18 protein-coding genes are annotated in these 19,231 nt (G+C 64.9%); 13 read left to right on the top strand and 5 right to left on the bottom strand.

Annotation, left to right across the window (positions count from 1 at the left end):
• The first annotated feature begins 1 nt into the window (after position 1).
• The 12 genes from hisC (at position 2) to cysM (ending at position 11,989) form a co-directional block, all read left to right on the top strand.
• Positions 2–1,105 carry a histidinol-phosphate transaminase gene (gene hisC, locus FVD38_RS05555; protein ID WP_147933895.1) on the top strand — a complete coding sequence of 368 codons (1,104 nt, stop codon included), beginning with the start codon at positions 2–4 and terminating at the stop codon, positions 1,103–1,105.
• The gene (locus FVD38_RS05550; RefSeq protein ID WP_147933894.1) at positions 1,106–2,014 is read left to right on the top strand and encodes a prephenate dehydrogenase; all 909 of its coding nucleotides are present in this window, start codon (positions 1,106–1,108) and stop codon (positions 2,012–2,014) included. It abuts the gene before it with no gap.
• Positions 2,011–3,342 carry a 3-phosphoshikimate 1-carboxyvinyltransferase gene (gene aroA, locus FVD38_RS05545; RefSeq protein ID WP_147933893.1) on the top strand — a complete coding sequence of 444 codons (1,332 nt, stop codon included), beginning with the start codon at positions 2,011–2,013 and terminating at the stop codon, positions 3,340–3,342. Before FVD38_RS05550 ends, aroA begins: the two co-directional genes overlap by 4 nt.
• Positions 3,343–3,360: 18 nt before the next feature.
• Entirely contained in the window at positions 3,361–4,023 is a 663-nt protein-coding gene (gene cmk, locus FVD38_RS05540) for a (d)CMP kinase (protein WP_147933892.1), read from the top strand.
• A 314-nt stretch (positions 4,024–4,337) separates the two neighbouring features.
• Positions 4,338–6,041, top strand: a complete 1,704-nt coding sequence (gene rpsA, locus FVD38_RS05535; protein WP_147933891.1) for a 30S ribosomal protein S1 — start codon at positions 4,338–4,340, stop codon at positions 6,039–6,041.
• Positions 6,042–6,069: 28 nt separating this feature from the next.
• Positions 6,070–6,375 carry an integration host factor subunit beta gene (locus FVD38_RS05530; RefSeq protein WP_005668997.1) on the top strand — a complete coding sequence of 102 codons (306 nt, stop codon included), beginning with the start codon at positions 6,070–6,072 and terminating at the stop codon, positions 6,373–6,375.
• Positions 6,376–6,531: 156 nt separating this feature from the next.
• Positions 6,532–6,849, top strand: a complete 318-nt coding sequence (locus FVD38_RS05525) for a LapA family protein (protein ID WP_071359980.1) — start codon at positions 6,532–6,534, stop codon at positions 6,847–6,849.
• Positions 6,850–6,870: 21 nt separating this feature from the next.
• Entirely contained in the window at positions 6,871–8,046 is a 1,176-nt protein-coding gene (lapB, locus tag FVD38_RS05520) for a lipopolysaccharide assembly protein LapB (RefSeq protein WP_147933890.1), read from the top strand.
• A gap of 5 nt (positions 8,047–8,051) precedes the next feature.
• Positions 8,052–9,029 carry a D-glycero-beta-D-manno-heptose-7-phosphate kinase gene (rfaE1, locus tag FVD38_RS05515; protein WP_147933889.1) on the top strand — a complete coding sequence of 326 codons (978 nt, stop codon included), beginning with the start codon at positions 8,052–8,054 and terminating at the stop codon, positions 9,027–9,029.
• Between the two features lie 109 nt (positions 9,030–9,138).
• On the top strand, positions 9,139–9,483 hold the full coding sequence (locus tag FVD38_RS05510; RefSeq protein ID WP_147933888.1) for a ComEA family DNA-binding protein: 345 nt from the start codon (positions 9,139–9,141) through the stop codon (positions 9,481–9,483).
• 99 nt (positions 9,484–9,582) lie between these two features.
• Positions 9,583–10,956, top strand: a complete 1,374-nt coding sequence (locus tag FVD38_RS05505; protein WP_187271480.1) for a M20/M25/M40 family metallo-hydrolase — start codon at positions 9,583–9,585, stop codon at positions 10,954–10,956.
• 130 nt (positions 10,957–11,086) lie between these two features.
• Positions 11,087–11,989: a cysteine synthase CysM gene (gene cysM, locus FVD38_RS05500; protein ID WP_147933886.1), complete on the top strand. Its 903-nt coding sequence runs from the start codon at positions 11,087–11,089 to the stop codon at positions 11,987–11,989.
• A 235-nt stretch (positions 11,990–12,224) separates the two neighbouring features.
• Here the strand turns inward: cysM and FVD38_RS05495 are convergent, their stop codons facing one another.
• From FVD38_RS05495 to FVD38_RS05475, 5 genes are all read right to left on the bottom strand, one after another.
• Positions 12,225–12,563 carry a hypothetical protein gene (locus tag FVD38_RS05495; RefSeq protein ID WP_109344434.1) on the bottom strand — a complete coding sequence of 113 codons (339 nt, stop codon included), beginning with the start codon at positions 12,561–12,563 and terminating at the stop codon, positions 12,225–12,227.
• A 453-nt stretch (positions 12,564–13,016) separates the two neighbouring features.
• Positions 13,017–14,102: a lytic murein transglycosylase B gene (mltB, locus tag FVD38_RS05490; protein WP_147933885.1), complete on the bottom strand. Its 1,086-nt coding sequence runs from the start codon at positions 14,100–14,102 to the stop codon at positions 13,017–13,019.
• Positions 14,099–16,090: a transglutaminase TgpA family protein gene (locus FVD38_RS05485; RefSeq protein WP_147933884.1), complete on the bottom strand. Its 1,992-nt coding sequence runs from the start codon at positions 16,088–16,090 to the stop codon at positions 14,099–14,101. Before FVD38_RS05485 ends, mltB begins: the two co-directional genes overlap by 4 nt.
• A complete protein-coding gene (locus tag FVD38_RS05480; protein WP_147933883.1) occupies positions 16,087–17,118 on the bottom strand; it encodes a DUF58 domain-containing protein in 1,032 nt (343 codons plus the stop codon). Before FVD38_RS05480 ends, FVD38_RS05485 begins: the two co-directional genes overlap by 4 nt.
• The gene (locus tag FVD38_RS05475; protein WP_147933882.1) at positions 17,118–18,038 is read right to left on the bottom strand and encodes an AAA family ATPase; all 921 of its coding nucleotides are present in this window, start codon (positions 18,036–18,038) and stop codon (positions 17,118–17,120) included. Before FVD38_RS05475 ends, FVD38_RS05480 begins: the two co-directional genes overlap by 1 nt.
• 197 nt (positions 18,039–18,235) lie before the next feature.
• Between FVD38_RS05475 and FVD38_RS05470 the strand changes: the two genes are divergently transcribed.
• Positions 18,236–19,168 (top strand): histone deacetylase family protein, encoded by a 933-nt coding sequence (locus FVD38_RS05470; protein WP_147933881.1) that lies wholly within the window; start codon positions 18,236–18,238, stop codon positions 19,166–19,168.
• Positions 19,169–19,231: the final 63 nt, after the last annotated feature.

Genomic DNA, 19,231 nt, shown 5'->3' with positions numbered 1-19,231 from the left:
CATGTCGAAATTCGGTCCAGAATACGTCCGCGCCATCGCCCCTTACCAGGCCGGCAAACCCATCGCCGAAGTCGCCCGCGAGTTCGGCCTCGACGAAGCGACCATCGTCAAGCTGGCCTCCAACGAGAACCCGTTCGGCCTGCCGGAATCGAGCCGCGCCGCGATGCTCGAAGCCGCCGCCGATCTCGGCCGCTACCCGGACGCCAACGGCTTCGAACTCAAGACCGCGCTGTCGCAGCGCTACGACGTGCCGCTCGAGTGGATCACCCTGGGCAACGGCAGCAACGACATCCTGGAGATCGCCGCCCACGCCTTCGTGCAGAAGGGTGAGGCGGTGGTCTATTCGCAGTATTCGTTCGCGGTGTACGCGCTGGCCACGCAGGGCGTGGGCGGACGCGCCATCGTGGTCCCGAGCGTGGACTATGGCCACGACCTGGATGCGATGGCCGCCGCCATCGATGCGGACACGCGCCTGGTCTATGTCGCCAATCCGAACAACCCGACCGGCACCTTCATCCCGGCCGCACAGGTCGAAGCCTTCCTGCAAAAAGTCCCGGCCAATGTGGTCGTGGTGCTCGACGAAGCCTATAACGAATACCTGGCGCCGGAACACCAGTTCGAGTCGAGCGCCTGGGTGCGCAAATACCCGAACCTGATCGTCTCGCGCACCTTCTCCAAGGCCTACGGCCTGGCCGGCCTGCGCGTGGGCTTCGCCATCGCGCAACCGGAAGTGACGGACCTGATGAACCGCATCCGCCAGCCGTTCAACGTCAACTCGCTGGCGCAGGCCGCCGCGATCGCCGCGCTGAACGACAAGCCTTTCCTGGAAAAGGGTGCAAAAAACAACGCCGAAGGCTACAAGCAGATGATCGCTGCCTTCGAAGAGCTCAAACTCCAGTACGTGCCGTCGTTCGGCAACTTCGTGCTGGTGAAGGTGGGCGATGACGATCAGGCCGGCGCCCGCGTGAACACGGCGCTCCTGAAGCAGGGCGTGATCGTGCGTCCGGTCGGCGCCTATGGCCTGCCGCAGTGGCTGCGCATCTCGATCGGCCTGCCCGAAGAGAATGCAGCCTTCATCGCAGCCCTCAAGAAATCCCTCAGCTGAATGCTCGGTAAAGTCGTTATCGTTGGCGTCGGCCTGATCGGCGGCTCGTTCGCGCTGGCGCTCAAGAACGCCGGCCAGGTGGGCGAGGTGGTCGGCATCGGCCGCCATCCGGAAGCACTGGCGCGTGCGCTGGAACTGGGCATCGTCGACCGCATCACCGAGGATTATGCCGACGCGCTGCGCGGCGCGGATCTCGTGCTGCTGGCCGCCCCGGTGGCCCAGACCGGGGCCATCCTGTCAGCGCTGCTGCCGCACCTCGAGCCGCAGACGGTCGTGACCGACGCCGGCAGCACCAAGTGCGACGTGGTCGCGGCCGCCCGTGCGGTGCTGGGCGACCGCGTGCACCAGTTCGTGCCGGGCCATCCGATCGCGGGCAGCGAATCGAACGGTCCCGACGCCGCACTGGCCGGCCTGTACCATGGCAAGAAGTGCGTGCTGACGCCGCTGCCCGAGAATGCGGCGCACGACGTCGAGAAAGTCGCCGGCGCCTGGCGCGCCTGCGGCGCCGTGATCCACACGCTCAGCCCGGCCGACCACGACCGCGTATTCGCCGCCGTCAGCCATTTGCCGCACCTGCTGGCCTATGCGCTGGTGGACGACATCGCCGCCAAACCGCATGCCGACATGCTGTTCCAGTACGCCGCCAGCGGCTTCCGCGACTTCACGCGCATCGCCGGTTCGTCGCCCGAGATGTGGCGCGACATCAGCCTGGCCAACCGCGCCGCACTGCTTACCGAGCTGGATGCATATCTGGCACAATTGACGTCGATGCGGGCCATGCTTGCGGCCGCAGACGGCGTCGGTTTGCAAGGAATCTACGCGACCGCCCAGCGCGCCCGCCGCGAATGGCAAGAAGCCATCGAGGCCGGCTCGCCCGAACGGCGTTCGCCCAATCAGGAAAACACATGACGCAGCAAAAACACTACCCGCAGCATATCGACCTCGAGCCCGTGCTGCATGCGCATGGCACGGTGCGGCTGCCGGGTTCCAAGTCCATCTCGAACCGCACGCTGCTGCTGGCGGCGCTGTCCGAGGGCACGACCACGATCCATGACCTGCTGGCCTCGGACGACACCATGGTGATGCTGGGCGCGCTGCGCTCGCTGGGCATCCAGTGGGACGAAGTCGACGAGCGCACCGTGGTCGTGCACGGCAATGGCGGCGAGCTGCCGAACCATGAGGCCGATCTGTTCATGGGCAATGCCGGCACCGCGATCCGTCCGCTGACGGCCGCGCTGGCCGTGATCGGCGGCGACTATACACTGCACGGCGTCTCGCGCATGCACGAACGTCCGATTGGGGACCTGGTCGACGCGCTGAACGAAGTCGGCGCCCAGATCGAGTACACGGGCGAGCAGGGCTTCCCGCCGCTGCGCATCCGCCGCGGCCGCGTCAATCCGCAGCGCATCGCCGTGCGCGGCAATGTGTCGAGCCAGTTCCTGACCGCGCTCCTGATGTCGGCGCCGCTGATGGCCAAGACCCATCCGGTGGCGATCGACGTCGTCGGCGAACTCATTTCGAAGCCCTATATCGAGATCACCCTGAACCTGATGCGCCGCTTCGGCGTCGAGGTCGAGCAGAACGGCTGGTCCTCGTTCACCGTGCATCCGGGCCAGCGCTACCAAAGTCCCGGCACCATCCACGTCGAGGGCGACGCCTCGTCGGCGTCCTACTTCCTGGCGGCCGGTGCGATCGCCGGCGGTCCGGTGCGGGTGGAGGGTGTGGGCGAACACAGCATCCAGGGCGACGTGCGCTTCGCCGATGCGCTGGAGCGCATGGGCGCCATCATTACCCGCGGCGACAACTGGATCGAAGCGCGTTCGAATGGCGTGTTGAAGGCCATCGACGCCGACTTCAACCACATCCCGGATGCGGCGATGACGATCGCGGTGGCGGCGCTGTACGCCGACGGCCCGAGCACGCTGCGCAATATCGCCAGCTGGCGCGTGAAGGAAACCGACCGCCTGGCGGCGATGGCCACCGAGCTGCGCAAGGTTGGCGCCGAGGTGGAGGAGGGGCCGGACTACATCCGCATCACCCCGCCGGAAGAACTGAAGCCGGCTACGATCGACACCTACGACGACCACCGCATGGCGATGTGCTTCTCGCTCGCTTCGCTGGACGGCAAGGCGCGCCGCGGCAACGCGATGCGCATCAACGATCCGAAATGCGTCGCCAAGACCTTCCCCGATTATTTTGAAGCGTTCGCGGGCATCGCGCGCGACGAGTTGTTCTAACCGATTGCCAGGATCCGCATGCCGAATTCGAACGTACCAGTCATCACCATCGACGGCCCCACCGCATCCGGCAAGGGGACGGTCGCCAGCCGCGTCGCCGAGCGCCTCAGTTTTCATTTGCTCGACTCGGGCGCGCTGTACCGCCTGACGGCGCTGCAGGCGCTGCGGCGCGAGGTCGAACTGCGCGACGAGCACGCGATCGCCAAGCTGGCCGAGCACCTGCCGGCGCGCTTCCAGGGCGAGCATATCTTCCTGGCGCAGGAAGAGGTGACGCACGCGATCCGGGCCGAGGAGGTGGGCAATATGGCGTCGAAGATCGCGGCGCTGCCGACCGTGCGCCAGGCGCTGTTCGGGCTGCAGCTGGGCTTTCGCCAGACGCCGGGCCTGGTGGCCGACGGGCGCGATATGGGCACCGTGATCTTCCCCACCGCCAAGCTGAAGGTGTTCTTGACCGCAAGTGTTGAGGCCCGTGCGCAACGCCGGTATAAGCAATTGATTGACAAAGGGTTTTCTGCTAATATGAACGACCTCCTGGCAGATTTGCAGGCGAGAGACGAGCGCGACACCAATCGCGCGGTCGCCCCTCTAGCCCCGGCAAGCGATGCGCATCTGCTGGACACGTCCGAAATGGGCGTGGATCAGGCAGTGGAACAGGTCATGGCCTGGTATTCGCAAAAGTAGCCCGGCAAAAGTAATCAAGAAGAGTTTTTAAAGACTTTGAATGGCGTTTCGATGCTTTCGGCGTAAGCCGTTGGCGTCATAACGTCATTCCCGCGCAGGCGGGAATCCAAGTCCGTAACGCCGCCGTTGGCTCGAGTCATCGCCGTGGCGGCTGCGCTGAGTAACTTGGGTCCCCGCCTTCGCGGGGACGACGGCTACGGCCGCCGTCCTTTGGTGTCTGCAACGCGCTTTTATGTTGCAGGCGTGTTTTAACCCTAACCCAGTTCAGTCCGCATATTGTCGGCCTGCTGGTTAACATGAAATATCCCACTTTTATGTCTACTGCAACTCAAGATACCGGTATGGAAAGCTTCGCAGCCCTCTTCGAGGAATCGCTGCAACGTCAAGACATGCGTTCGGGCGAAGTCATCTCGGCTGAAGTCGTGCGCCTGGATCACAACTTCGTGATCGTCAACGCAGGTCTGAAATCGGAAGCCTTCATCCCGGTCGAAGAATTCAAGAACGACCAGGGCGAACTGGAAGTTCAAATCGGCGATTTCGTTTCCGTGGCTATCGAGTCGCTGGAAAACGGTTTCGGCGACACCATCCTGTCGCGCGACAAAGCCAAGCGTCTGGCTTCGTGGCTGGCACTGGAAAAAGCGATGGAATCGGGCGAAATCGTCACCGGTACCGTCAATGGTAAAGTCAAAGGCGGCCTGACCGTCCTGACCAACGGCATCCGCGCCTTCCTGCCGGGTTCGCTGGTTGACACCCGTCCAGTCAAGGACACCACCCCATTCGAAGGCAAGACCCTCGAATTCAAGGTCATCAAGCTGGACCGCAAGCGTAACAACGTCGTGCTGTCGCGCCGCGCCGTCATCGAAGCATCGATGGGCGAAGAGCGCCAGAAGCTGATGGAAACCCTGAAAGAAGGCACCGTGGTTACCGGCGTCGTCAAGAACATCACCGACTACGGTGCGTTCGTTGACCTGGGCGGCATCGATGGCCTGCTGCACATCACCGACCTGGCATGGCGTCGCGTGCGTCACCCGTCGGAAGTCCTGTCGGTTGGCCAAGAGATCACCGCTAAAGTCCTGAAATACGATCAAGAGAAGAACCGTGTTTCGCTGGGCGTGAAGCAACTGGGCGATGACCCATGGACCGGTCTGTCGCGTCGTTACCCACAAGGCACCCGCCTGTTCGGTAAAGTCACCAACCTCACCGACTACGGCGCGTTCGTCGAAGTGGAACAAGGCATCGAAGGCCTGGTCCACGTGTCGGAAATGGACTGGACCAACAAGAACGTGGCGCCAAACAAAGTTGTCCAGCTGGGCGACGAAGTGGAAGTCATGGTCCTGGAAATCGACGAAGAGCGTCGCCGTATCTCGCTGGGCATGAAGCAATGCAAAGCGAACCCATGGGACGACTTCGGCATGACCCACAAGAAGGGCGACAAGGTCAAGGGTTCGATCAAGTCGATCACCGACTTCGGCGTCTTCATCGGCCTGCCAGGCAATATCGATGGCCTGGTCCACCTGTCGGACCTGTCGTGGACCGAAGCCGGCGAAGAAGCCGTGCGTCGCTTCAAGAAGGGCGACGAGCTGGAAGCAGTCGTTCTGGCAATCGACGTCGAGCGCGAGCGTGTTTCGCTGGGCGTGAAGCAGCTGGAAGGCGATCCGTTCAACAACTTCGCTTCGCTGAACGACAAGGGCACCCTGGTCACCGGCACCGTGAAATCGGTTGAGCCAAAAGGCGCCGTGATCGCTCTCTCCGAAGAAGTCGAAGGCTACCTGCGCGCTTCGGAAATCGCACGTGACCGCGTGGAAGATGCCGGCACCCACCTGAAAGTGGGCGACAGCGTCGAAGCCCTGGTCATCAACATCGATCGCAAGGCTCGCAGCATCCAGCTGTCGATCAAGGCGAAAGACAATGTTGACACCCAAGAAGCAATGAGCAAACTGGCCAACGACAACAGCGCAGCTTCGGGCACCACCAGCCTGGGCGCACTGCTCAAAGCCAAGTTCGACAACAAAAACTAATCAGGCTAACCCCTGACTGGAGCGGCAGATGACCAAATCCGAGCTGATCAACCGACTGGCTGAGCGTTATTCCCAGCTGGTGGCGAAGGATGCGGAGTTTGCTGTCAAGACCATCCTCGATGCGATGACCAACGCCCTGGCGACCGGGCAGCGCATCGAGATCCGTGGTTTCGGCAGCTTCTCGCTGAACAGCCGTCCTCCGCGCATCGGACGCAATCCGAAGTCCGGCGACAAGGTGATGGTGCCCGAAAAACGGGTGCCGCACTTCAAGCCGGGCAAGCAGTTGCGCGAGCGGGTGGATGCGATGGTCGGACAACCGATCATCAACGATTAGTCGTCGAGCAGCCCCAAGAAAACGGCATCCGAGAGGATGCCGTTTTTTATTTGCCTCTCTCCAATTGGCTTCTGGCCCACGCCCGGTGTCATTTTGAAATATCATGGCGAATATGCGACACTTCGCCCTCACACCATTCTCCAGCGGAACCTGCTGATGAAATTTGTCTCGACCATCGTCGGAATCGTCCTGTTCATCCTTTTCTTCGGCTTTGCCCTGAAGAACACCCAGGAAGTCGACCTGCATTTCTTCCTGCAATATGAATTGCGCGGCCCGCTGGTGCTGATGCTGCTGGCGTTCTTCGTGGCCGGCGCCGCCTTCGGCATCCTGGCGCTGGCCCCGACCGTGTTCCGCCAGCGCCGCGAGAAGTGGCTGAACAAGATCACCATCCAGTCCCTGCAAAGCGCCGCCGGCACCGGCAACGCAGCGCCGACCCCGGACAGCGTGACCCCGCCGCCTGCACCGCGGCCCTGAACAATAAGAAAACTAGAATCCATGGAATTTGAACTCTGGATGCTGCTTGGCATCCCATTCTTTTTTGGCCTAGGCTGGCTTGCCGCCCGGGTCGACATCAACGAACTGGTCTCCGAATCGCGCACCCTGCCACGCGGTTACTTCAAGGGCCTCAACCACCTGCTGAACGACCAGCCGGACAAAGCCATCGATTCCTTCATCGAGATCGTCAAGCTCGACCCTGAATCGGCAGACATGCACTTTGCCCTTGGCAACCTGTTCCGCCGCCGCGGCGAAACCGAGCGCGCGATCCGGGTGCACCAGAACCTGCTGGCGCGGCCCGATCTGCCGGCCGAGGACAAGGCGCACGCGCAGTACGAGCTCGGCATCGATTACCTGAAGGCCGGCCTGCTGGACCGCGCCGAGGAAACCTTCAACCAGCTGGTCGACACCTCGTATGCGGTCAAGGCGCGCCGTTCGCTGCTCGAGATCTACCAGCGCGAAAAGGAATGGAAGCGCGCCATCGCGGCCGCCGAAGGCCTGCAGGACTCGGGCGCCGGTTCGCGCCAGAAGGAAATCGCCCAGTTCTATTGCGAACTGGCCCAGGACGCGCTGGTGCACACGGCGCCTAGCGACGCCATGCAGTTGCTCGACAAGGCACTGGAAGCCGACCGCCACAGCGTGCGCGCCACCATCCTGCGCGGCGACGCGCAGCTGGCCCAGGGCGACGTCGAAGAGGCATTGAAGACCTGGCGCCGCGTCGAGCAGCAGAGCGTGCCGCACGTGGCCCTGGTGGCCGCGCGCCTGATGGATGGCTACCGCAAGGTGGGCCGCCCGCAGGAAGGCGTCAACCTGCTCAAGTCCTACCTGGCCGAGGCTTCGTCGATCGACCTGATCGAGGTCGTGTTCAAGGCCGTCATCGAGCTCGATGGCGTGCAGGCGGCCAAGGAACTGGTGGTCGAAGAGCTGCGCCGCAATCCAACCCTGCTGGGCCTTGATAAACTGCTGGAAGCGCGCCTGATGGATGCGCCGGCAAATATCTGGGAAGAGCTGTCGATGGTCAAGAACCTGGTGCAGCGCTATACCCAGAAGCTGGCGCGCTACCAGTGCAGCCATTGCGGCTTCAAGGCGCGCCAGTTCTACTGGCACTGCCCGGGGTGCAACCGCTGGGATTCCTATCCGCCGCGCCGCACCGAAGAACTGAATGTGATGAACTGAGCACGATGAACAAGCCGACTCCAAGCCGCCTGCTGGTGGCCGACGATTTCCGCCAGCAGGCGGCCCCGCAACTGTCTTGTGTGCGCCTGCTGGTGGTGGGCGACGTCATGCTCGACCGCTACTGGTTCGGCGACGTTTCGCGCATCTCTCCCGAGGCCCCGGTGCCGGTGGTGCGCATCCAGAAGCGCGAAGAGCGCCTGGGCGGCGCCGCCAACGTGGCGCGCAACGCCGCCGCCCTCGGCGCCCACACGGGCCTGTTGGGCGTGGCCGGCGCCGACGAGGCGGGCGACCAGATGGAGCAATTGCTGCAGGATGGAGGCATCCACAGCTACCTGAAGCGCGACGAGGCGATCTCGACCATCATCAAGCTGCGCGTGATCGGCCGCCAGCAGCAGATGGTGCGCATCGACTTCGAGGATGCGCCGACCGAGAATGTCCTGCGCGACAAGCTCACCCAGTTCAAGGCGCTGCTGCCGGACTACGACGTCATCATCCTGTCCGACTACAACAAGGGTTCCCTGGTCGATGTGGCCGAGATGATTGCCCTGGCGCGCGCCGCCGGCAAGATCGTGCTGGTCGATCCGAAGGGCGACGATTTCACGCCGTATCGGGGCGCGAGCATCCTGACCCCGAACCGCTCCGAGCTGCAGCAAGTGGTGGGTGGCTGGAAGACCGAAGAGCAATTGCTCGAGAAAGCGCAGAAGCTGCGCCAGGAACTGAGCCTGGACGCATTGCTGCTGACCCGCTCCGAAGAAGGCATGAGCCTGTTCACGCAGGACGAGGTGCTGCACGTGCATGCCGACGCGCGCGAGGTATTCGACGTCTCGGGCGCGGGCGACACCGTGATCGCCACGCTCGCCACCATGCTCGGCACCGGCGCACCGCTGGCCGAGGCCCTGGTGACCGCCAACCGCGCCGGCGGCATCGTGGTCGGCAAGCTGGGCACCGCGACCGTGACGCGCGAGGAGTTGTTTCCCGCCTGACGCTTGATCGCGCTCAGTCCCCGGACCCCAACATTAGCCGGGGTCATCCGTCTAAGTGAACACCGGCGGCGCCCCGCCGTCGGGAGTATTCACTTACGGAGAACATTCAATGATCAAGAAACTGATGCTGGCGGTCGCCACGCTGGTCGCCTCGGCCGGCTTCGCCTTCGCCCAGGTGGACGTCAACAAGGCCGACGCCGCGGCGCTCGATGGCATAAAGGGCGTGGGACCGAGCATGTCCAAGGCCATCCTCGACGAACGCGCCAAGGGCGAATTCAAGGACTGGGCCGACCTGCAGGGACGCATCAAGGGCCTGGGCGACAAGAAGGCCGCCAAGCTGTCCGAGGCCGGCCTGGTGGTCAACGGCAAGGGCAAGGAGGGCGCCGCTGCGGCCAAGCCCGTCGCGAAAGACGCCAAGCCGAGCCAGGCGGCCGACGCCAAGGCAGCACTGTGATCGCTTGATGACATGTATTGACTGACATTCCTGCGGCCGCGTGGCAAGATGTGCAAGCTCATCTGTTACAGCTTGCACATCAATACCAGAAAGGTAATCATGCCTCACGCCCGTGTTTCCACCGCCTTGCTGGCGGCCCTGCTGGCCGCGTCCGCGACGGCTTCTGCCGCCACCCCGGCCCAGCCGAACATCACCGCCCAGCAAGCCCAAATCAACAAGATCCTGGGCGAAATTTCGCAGAAGCGTATCGAAAGCCATATCCGCAAGCTGGTGAGTTTCGGCACGCGCCACACGATGTCGGAAACCGAATCCGAGACGCGTGGCATCGGCGCCGCGCGGCGCTGGATCAAGGCCGAGCTGGAGCGTTGCGGCGCCGGTACGCCCTTGCAGGTGGCCTTTGACAGCCACATGGCGCCGGTATCGGCGCGCATCTCCAGGCCGACCGAGATCGTCAACGTGGTCGCGACCCTGCCGGGCACGCAGGCGGCCTCGAAAGACCGCATGTATGTGGTCAGCGGCCACTACGACTCGCGCGCCTCGGACGTGATGGATGCGACGTCGGATGCGCCGGGCGCCAACGACGATGCCTCGGGCACCGCCGCCATCATGGAACTGGCCTGCGTGATGGCCAAGTACAAGTTCGACGCGACGCTCGTGTTCATGGCCGTCGCGGCCGAAGAGCAGGGCCTGATCGGCGCCCGCCACTGGGCAACCCAGGCGCGCGAAAAAGGCTGGAACGTGGCCGGCATGTTCACCAACGACATCATCGGCAGCTCGCGCGGCGACGACGGCAAGGTCGACGATAAATCGGTGCGCCTGTTCGCCCAGAGCATCCCGGCGACCAAGGAAATGAGCGAGGCCGTGCGCCAGCTGGTGGCCACCGGCGGCGAGAACGATTCGATCTCGCGCCAGCTCGCGCGCCACACCAAGGAGCAGGGCGAACGCTACGTGAAGGGCTTCAAGGTGTCGGTCATCCAGCGCCACGACCGCTACCTGCGCGGCGGCGACCACATGCCGTTCCTGGAGCAGGGCTATGCCGCGCTGCGCTTCACCGAGCCGGCCGAGAACTTCGATCACCAGCACCAGGACCTGCGCACCGAAAACGGCAAGGTGTTTGGCGACACCATCGACCACGTCGACTTCCGCTACGTGGCTAACGTAACCAAGGTGAATGGCGCTGCCATGGCTTCGCTGGCGCTGGCGCCATCCGCGCCGCAGGAAGTGAAGCTGCGCACCGCCGGCCTGACCAACGATTCGACCCTGGTGTGGAAGGCCAATGCCGAGCCAGACCTGGCGGGCTACCGCCTCGTGTGGCGCGACACGACCAGCGCCAATTGGGAAAACTCGAAGTGGGTCGGCAATGTGACGGAAGCGACCGTGGACCTGTCGAAAGACAATGTGTTCTTTGGCGTGCAGGCGGTCGACAAGGATGGCAACGTCAGCCCGGCCACGTATCCCTTGCCGCTGCGCTAAACCAGCGTACGTCCTGCCTGTAAATTGACGGGGCGGGCATCGGTGGACAGGTCCACCGATGCCCGCCCCGACGCCGTATTGCTTCTCAGATTAAAATGGCGCTTTGGTATCGCAAGGAATAGAGAAAGCAATGGCTTACAAGACCATCGAAGCCACGATCGGCAACACGCCGCTCGTGCAGCTGCAGCGCCTGCCTGGCGCCGACATCGCGGCCCGCAACAACATCATCCTGGGCAAGCTGGAAGGCAATAACCCGGCCGGCTCGGTGAAGGATCGCGCCGCCATGTCGATGCTGCGCGGCGCCGAACTGCGCGGCCAGATCAAGCCGGGCGACACGCTGATCGAAGCGACCAGCGGCAATACCGGCATCGCACTGGCGATGGCGGCCGCGATCCTCGGCTACAAGATGATTCTCTTGATGCCGGATAACCTGTCGGTCGAGCGCCGCCAGAGCATGGCCGCGTATGGCGCGCAGATCATCCTGACGCCGAAATCGGGCGGCATGGAATACGCGCGCGACATGGCCGAGCAAATGCAGAAAGATGGCCAGGGCATCATTCTCGACCAGTTCGCCAACTTCGATAACCCGCGCGCGCACTACGAGACCACCGGTCCCGAAATCTGGCGCGACACCGAAGGCCGCGTCACGCACTTCGTCAGCGCCATGGGCACCACCGGCACCATCATGGGCGTGTCGCGCTATCTGAAGGAACAGAACGAGGCCATCCGCATCGTCGGCGCCCAGCCCGAGGAAGGCTCGTCGATCCCGGGCATCCGCAAATGGCCCGAAGCCTATCTGCCGAAGATCTTCGAGTCGGCGCGCGTCGACCAGGTCGAGAACGTGAACCAGGCCTCGGCCGAGCAGATGGCGCGCCGCATGGCGGCCGAAGAAGGCATCTTCTGCGGCATCTCGGCCGCCGGCGCCTGCGAAGTGGCGCTGCGCATCGCCCAGACGGTGGAAAACGCGACCATCGTGTTCGTGGTGTGCGACCGCGGCGACCGTTACCTGTCGACCGGCGTCTTCCCGGCCTGAACGGCGCTCCGCCAAATGAAAAGGCCGCCTGGGTGACAGGCGGCCTTTGTTGTATCAGTCGCTGGGACTGCTTAGACCGTTCGGCCAGCGTGTAGCTGGCATATCCGGTCGTCCGCCAATGCGGCGGCTCATACGCCCGCGCGGGCGTACGCACTACTTATCCGGCGGCGCGCAAGGCGCCGCTCATCTTCGTCAAGACAGAAGCCCGGGCGCCAGCTGCCGCGCCCGCGACGACTCAGTCTTTCGAAGCAGGAACCGCGCCTTCTTTCGGCTTGAACTGCTTGTCGCTGATGCGGAACTTCGCACGGCGATCGCCCATCAGGTAGCGCAGGTCGCGGATCGACAGGTCGCTCACTTCGTGCATGCGGATCAGCAGCGAAGCACCGACCGGCAGGCGGTGGTGGCGGATCTTCGAGATCACCGGCGGTGCCACTTCGAGTGCGCGCGACAGGGCTGCGTCGTTCTTCAGGCGCAGGTTCTCGATCAGGGTGTCGAGCAGGCGGTTCGGGTTGTACTGAAGCAGCTCATCGCCTTCCGAATCGCTGTTCATATCAATGCCGACTTGGTTAGTCATGATTCAAATTCCTATCTGGGGTTGAAACGGAGTCGCTGGCGGCGTTCGAGTCCGGAAGTTTAATTTCGTAATTTTCTATTCAATTGTACAACTATTTTTATTCCGATACTCATGAGCAAGTCGGAATCATTTCTCTCACCTTGGATTTTGTTGTCTCAATGCAACAATAGCCGCAATGCAATTCTCTCACAAAGTCACTGGGGAAATATATTGTTTTTTATTTAATGACCAGTGTACGGGCATCCAGCATTTGATGCCGCACGGTACGAGATTTGCTGACGAAATGGAAAGAAACAGGGGGGTATGTTGCTATCAGTGCTATTTTTGTCACGGACACAACAATGTTGTTGGCGGATACCCCTGGGGGGTATGTAGGAGAATGCCTACGAGTAAAGGAAGGAGAAAGCGGGAAACCTGTTACAAAGGATTACAAAGTTTCCCGCCCGGAAAGAGTCAATCAGGCCGTGCCGCCCGCACCGCCCGCCCCAGGTCGACGACCGACATGGCATAGAAGTAACTGCGATTATATTTAGTGATGGCATAGAAGTTATCGTTAGCCACCCAATATTCTGTTGCTTCCGCGCCATTCTGCAGGTCGATCAGGCCATATAGGCGGTCGCCCGGCAGCGCCGTCCCCGTGACCACGCCGGCTTCGCGCAGTTCTTCGGGGCGCAGCGTCGCTTCCAGGCCGCGCCCGAGCAAGCCTTCCCAGGCGCGTTTCGGCGAGACGTCGGCCGCGAACGCGGTCGGGCCGCGGTGCTCGGGATTCCAGCCATGCTGGACCAGGAAATTGGCCACGCTGCCGATCGCATCGGTCGCCGAACCGCGCAGGTCGACCCGGCCGTCGCTGTCAAAGTCGACGCCGTACTTGAGAATATTGCTCGGCATGAACTGCGGCATCCCGACCGCACCGGCGAACGAGCCCAGCAGCGAGAACGGATCGTAGCCGCGCTCGCGCGCCAGCACCAGCGTGTTGGCCAGCTCCTCGCGGAAGAAAGCCTTGCGCGCGACCTGGTTCGGCGCCTCCGGATAGGCGAAGGCGAGCGTGGTCAGGCTGTCCAGCACGCGGAACTTGCCGGTATCGCGGCCATAGATGGTCTCGATGCCGATGATGCCGACGATGATCTCGGCCGGCACGCCATAAGCCGCTTCGGCACGCGCCAGCGCATCGGCATTCTCGTTCCAGAAGCGCACGCCGGCGCGGATGCGGATCGGCTCGATGAAGCGCGCGCTATAGGCTTGCCAGTTCTTTGGCTTGCCCGGCGGCGCCGGCTTGACCAGTTGCACGGCGCGGTCGATGAAACGGACCTGGCCGAACAGGGTATGCAGCGCCTCGCGCTCGAAGCCGTGCTGCGTGACCATCTCTTCGATGAACTCGCGCACCGGCAACCATTCGACGAAGTTGACGTGTTCCGGGTCCTGGTCGGCCGCAGCCGTCATGGCGGCCTGGGTTGTGGTGGTCTGGGGAGCGGCGAGGGCATCGCCATGCGCGCTGGCGGCAAGCGCGAGCGCGGAAAACAGGATTGCGATCGATTTCATCTGACTTGCGACAATAAGCTTTTCAAGGTGGCGGTAAGCCGGGGATCGGTTGTCGGGGGCGCGTAGCGCCAGGCGCTGTACCGACGCAGGAAGTCCTGTGCCGCCGCGCGCGTTTGCGGCGCCAGTTCGCTGGCGCCGGCGACCCGCGCCGCGTAGGCGCTCGGTCCTTCGTCCTGCGCGCGCGCCAGGCCCAGCTGGCCGAGACGCTTGCACAGGGTCGAGTATAGAGCATCGACCGGGTGGATTTCCCGACGCCGGCGCAAAAAGACGAGCAAGGCGAGGCCCACGGCAACAGACGTTAGCAGAGCGATAAAAGGCCAGCCGAACAGTTTGCGCTGCAGGTCGCGCACGACCTCGCGCTGGCGCTCGGGCGTATAGTTGAGCACCCACTGGTTCCAGCCATTGTTGACGGCGCTGGCCGCGTTGCGCAGCTGGGCCAGCCAGGCATTGGCGCCGCCGTGGAAGGGATTCATGCCGCGCAGCGCCTCGATGCCGAACGGGGCCGGGCGTTGCACCGAGGCGTCCAGGCCGCGCCGCACGCGCTCGGGCGCCACCGCCGCGGTTGGGTCGACCCGCTGCCAGCCGATCCCCGCGATCCAGACTTCGGCCCAGGCATGGGCATCGGACTGGCGCACCGTCATGAAGCCGTCGAGCGGATTGATCTCGCCGCCCTGGTAGCCGGTCACCACGCGCGCCGGCACGCCGGCGGCGCGCATCAGGAACACGAAGGCGCCTGAATAGTGTTCGCAAAAGCCCGAGCGGGTGCCGTACAGGAATTCGTCGACCGTGTGCCGGCCCAGCAGCGGCGGAGACAAGGTGTATTCGAAAGGCTGCTGGCGGAACTGCGCCAGCACGGCCTCGACCCGCTGCGCCGGATCGGGCAGCCGGCGCAACTCGCGCCCGGCGGCCAGCGCGCGCGGATTGAAGCCATACGGCAGCAGCAGCCAGCGCCGGGCGTCGTCCAGGCTCGCCCCGCCCTGGAAAACGAATTGCAGATGCGAGCTGGCGCGATAGCGCACCCGGCTGGCGATGGCGTCGTTCGCGGTCAGCTCGAACTGCGGCGAGAGCCGCAATTCGTGGCCCGCCACCCGCGGCAGCTCGCCCGGCATCTCCAGCGTAAATACCCAGCGCGACTGAGAGGGTTCCAGCGTGACCTCGTAGTCGATCGCGTCGCCATGCACCGCCAGGTGCAGGTCGCGGCCCGACGCCTGGCTGGCGCCGCGCGACCAGGTGAGGCCGTCGAAGAAATCGAGCACCGGGCCGCGCCAGTAGCGCTGGGTCTGCACCGGGGGAGGCGTCAGGAAACGCACGCGAAAGGCAGTCTCCTCGGACAGGGCCAGGTTCGACATCTGGCCCGGCGCCATCGAATCCGACAGGCCCGAGCTCGGGCCGGCGGCATCGCCCGGCATGGTCCACAGCGGGCCGTGGATGCGCGGGAAAACCACGAACAGCACGATCGCGATCGGCAGGGCGAAGGCCAGCGTGCGGCCGGCCATCGCCAGGCGGGTGCGCAGCGGCGGCACGGTGCCTGCGAACTGGAACGACAGCTGGGTCGAAAGCAGTAGCAGCACCGAGGCGACGGTCAACAGGGCGGTGCCGATGCCCTGGGAATAGAAGAAGTTGGTCAGCACCAGGAAGAAGCACAGGAAGATCACGACGAACAGATCGCGCCGCGCATGCATCTCGAGCATCTTGAAGGCGACCAGCAGCACCAGCATCGCGACCCCGGCATCCTTGCCGAGCAGGGTCTCGTAGCTGAACTGCACGCCGGCCATCGCGGCCACCGCCACCGGCAGCAGCACCAGGGCCGGCGGCATGCGCTTGCCGCGCAGGGTGATCGCGGCGCGCCAGGCCAGGGTGGCGCCGCACAGCAGCGAGACCCAGAGCGGCAGGTGCAGGGCATGCGGCGCCAGCACCAGCACCGCGCTGCCCAGCAGCAGCAGGGTGTCGGCCTTGTCGCGGGTGAGCGGCGTCGCCAGGAGCTTCATGCGGGTTCCCCGATGCCCTCATCGATACCATGGAGCGCCAGCGCGCGCAGGCAGGCCGCCTGGTGGGCCGCGCCCAGGGCGGCGGGCAAGCGCAGCGCGCCCAGGCGGAAGGCATAGGGCAGGGCGCGGCTTTCCGCCTCCAGCACCCAGCGCGTCAGGCGCGACAGGCGCAGTTCGAGGTCGAGCGTGGCCGGCAAGGCATCGAAATCGAGCACCAGCTCGTCGTCGCCGCCGCCCTCGAAATGCTTCGACACCAAGGCGCCGCCGATGCTGGGATCGAGCCGGGCGATCTGGCGCCAGGCCAGCTGGCGCGGCGAGTCGCCGGCCTGGTAATTGCGCACGCCGGCGAAATCGTCGTGACCGGCGGCGCGCAGGCTGCTGCCGCTGCCGCCGCCCAGCGGCAGGCCCGGTGCGCCATCCTCGGGGCGCGGATAGACCAGGGCGCGCGCGGCGGGGCGCCAGTAGCTCCAGGCATTGAACAGGCCGAGCGGAAAATGCGTCGACAGCTTGACCCGGGCCGGCGCCAGCCAGCCGCGCTGCAGGGTCGGCACCGACAGGGTCAGGATCGCATGGGTGCCGGGCGCGATGTCGGCCACGTGGCGTGGCTCGGCGACGTTAGCAAAATCGGCGCGGACGGCGTAGCGCGCCAGGCGGGTGCGGTTGAAGACCTGCAGCTCGAACTGGACTTCCTGGCCCGCGAACGCGGGCGCGACCCGCCCCTGCAGCAAGGCCAGGTGCGCCAGGTTGCGGTAGGTGGCGACCATGTCGACCAGCGCGCAGGCCAGCGCCAGAAAGGTCAGGCCGAAGCCCAGGCCGAGCGCGTAATTGATCGAGCCGATCAACAGCACCGCCAGCAGCACCGCGAAGCCCAGGCCGGCCCGGGTGGGCAGGATGAACACGCGGCGCTGCTTGAGCACCACTTCGCCGGCGTCCAGCTTGCCGGCGCGCGGCAGCCAGGCGCCGGTCGCGCGGCGCAGCCGCCCGCGCAGCCCCTGCCGCCCCTGGACCTTCTGCTGCGCCTGCGCCATCAGACCGGGACCGCCTTCTGCAGCTGCAGCACCAGGTCGCGGCTGGCCAGCGCGGTGCCGTGGGCGGCGCGCAGGGGCCGCAGGCGGTGCGCGCAGACCGGCACCAGCACGGCCTGGATGTCTTCGGGGATCACGTGGTCGCGGCCTTCCAGCGCGGCCCAGGCGCGGCCGGCCTGCAGCAGGGCGATCGCGGCGCGCGGCGACAGGCCTTCGGCGAACAGGCCGTTCTGGCGCGAGGCCTGGGCCAGCGCCTGCACGTAGGTGACCAGGTTGCTCGAGGCGTGGATCTCGCGCAGCTGGCGCTGGGCCTGGGCCAGTTCCTCGGGCAGCATGGCCGGCTGCAGGGTTTTCAACATGCTGCGGCGGTCTTCGCCCATCAGCAGCGCGCGCTCGGCGGCGGCGTCCGGGTAGCCCAGGCTCAGGCACATCAGGAAGCGGTCGAGCTGCGATTCGGGCAGTGGAAACACGCCGACCTGGTTGGCGGGGTTCTGGGTCGCGATCACGAAGAAAGGCTCGGGCAGCGGGCGGGTGACGCCGTCGGCCGACACCTGGCGTTCTTCCATCGCTTCGAGCAGGCCCGACTGGGTCTTGGGCGTGGCGCGGTTGATCTCGTCGGCCAGCAGCACCTGGGTGAAGATGGGGCCCGGATGGAACACGAACTCGTTCTTGTCGCGTTCGTAGATCGAGATGCCGGCCACGTCGGCCGGCAGCAGGTCGCTGGTGAACTGGACCCGGTTGAAGCGCAGGCCGAGCGAGATCGCCAGCGCATGCGCCAGGGTGGTCTTGCCCACGCCCGGCAGGTCGTCCAGCAGCAGGTGGCCGCCGGCCAGCAGGCAGGTCAGGGCCAAACGTACCTGCTGGTCCTTGCCGACCACGACTTCGTTGACCTGGCGTGCGACGGCGTGCATTTTGTTGAACATGGATTTTCCGTGGTTGGTCGAGGCGGTCGATGCGTCTGCAATACGGCGCCGGCCGAGCGGGGCCGCGGCTTGCCGTGGTAGATTAGCGCCATTGGCAAGCTTCATGCCCTGGCAAGCGCCAGCCGTTCCAGACGATTCTATGCGAGAACGGCGACACGGGGTGTGAATGGATGAGCATAGTCGGAGACGAGAGCACCATGAGTACAGCGATTTACAGCCACCCGGACTGCCTGCGGCATGAAATGGGCAGCTGGCACCCCGAATCCCCGGCCCGCCTGCAGGCGATCGACGACCAGCTGATCCTGGCCCGGCTGGACGGGCTGATCGAGCAGCGCAGCGCGCCGCTGGCCGAGGTCGAGCAGGTCTTGCGCAACCATACGCAAGGCGCGCTGGCGCTGGTGCGCGACCACGTGCCGGCCACGCCCGGCGACTACTACCCGCTCGACGGCGACACCTCGCTCTGTCATTACAGCTACCAGGCAGCGCTGCGCGCGGCCGGCGCCGCGGTGGCCGCCACCGACGACGTCATCAAGGGCAGCGTCTCCAACGCCTTCTGTTCGGTGCGCCCGCCCGGCCACCACGCCACGCCGACCGAGCCGATGGGGTTCTGCTTCTTCAATAATGTCGCGATCGCGGCGCGCCATGCGCTCGAGGCCCACGGCCTGGAGCGGGTGGCCATCGTCGACTTCGACGTCCACCACGGCAACGGCACCGCCGACGCCTTCCGCGACGAGCCGCGCGTATTGATGGCCAGCTTCTTCCAGCATCCTTTCTATCCCTACAGCGAGGTGGAACCGGTCACGGCCAACCGCATCAATGTGCCGGTGCCCGCGCGCGGCGACGGCGACGCGGTGCGCACGCTGGTGCAGGAGCAGTGGCTGCCGGCCCTGCACGCCTTCAAGCCGCAGATGATCTTCATCTCGGCCGGCTTCGACGGCCACCGCGACGACGATATGGGCGGCATGGGCCTGGTGGAAGCCGACTATGCCTGGATCACGCGCCAGATCATGGCGGTGGCCAAGGAACACGCCGGCGGGCGCGTCGTCAGCTGTCTCGAAGGCGGCTACGACCTCTCGGCGCTGGGGCGCAGCGTGGTGGCGCACCTGAAGGTGATGGCCGACCTCGAGTAGGGCGTCGGCGCCGGTCGCGGAACTCAGCGGCTCCTCGCGCGCACTAACGCATAACCGGCCTTG

Origin of the sequence: Massilia arenae, assembly GCF_008014745.1 — a bacterium.
GTDB lineage: Bacteria > Pseudomonadota > Gammaproteobacteria > Burkholderiales > Burkholderiaceae_D > Telluria > Telluria arenae.
The sequence above is the reverse complement of the archived record's forward strand: the minus strand, read 5'-3'. Positions and strand labels throughout refer to the sequence as shown.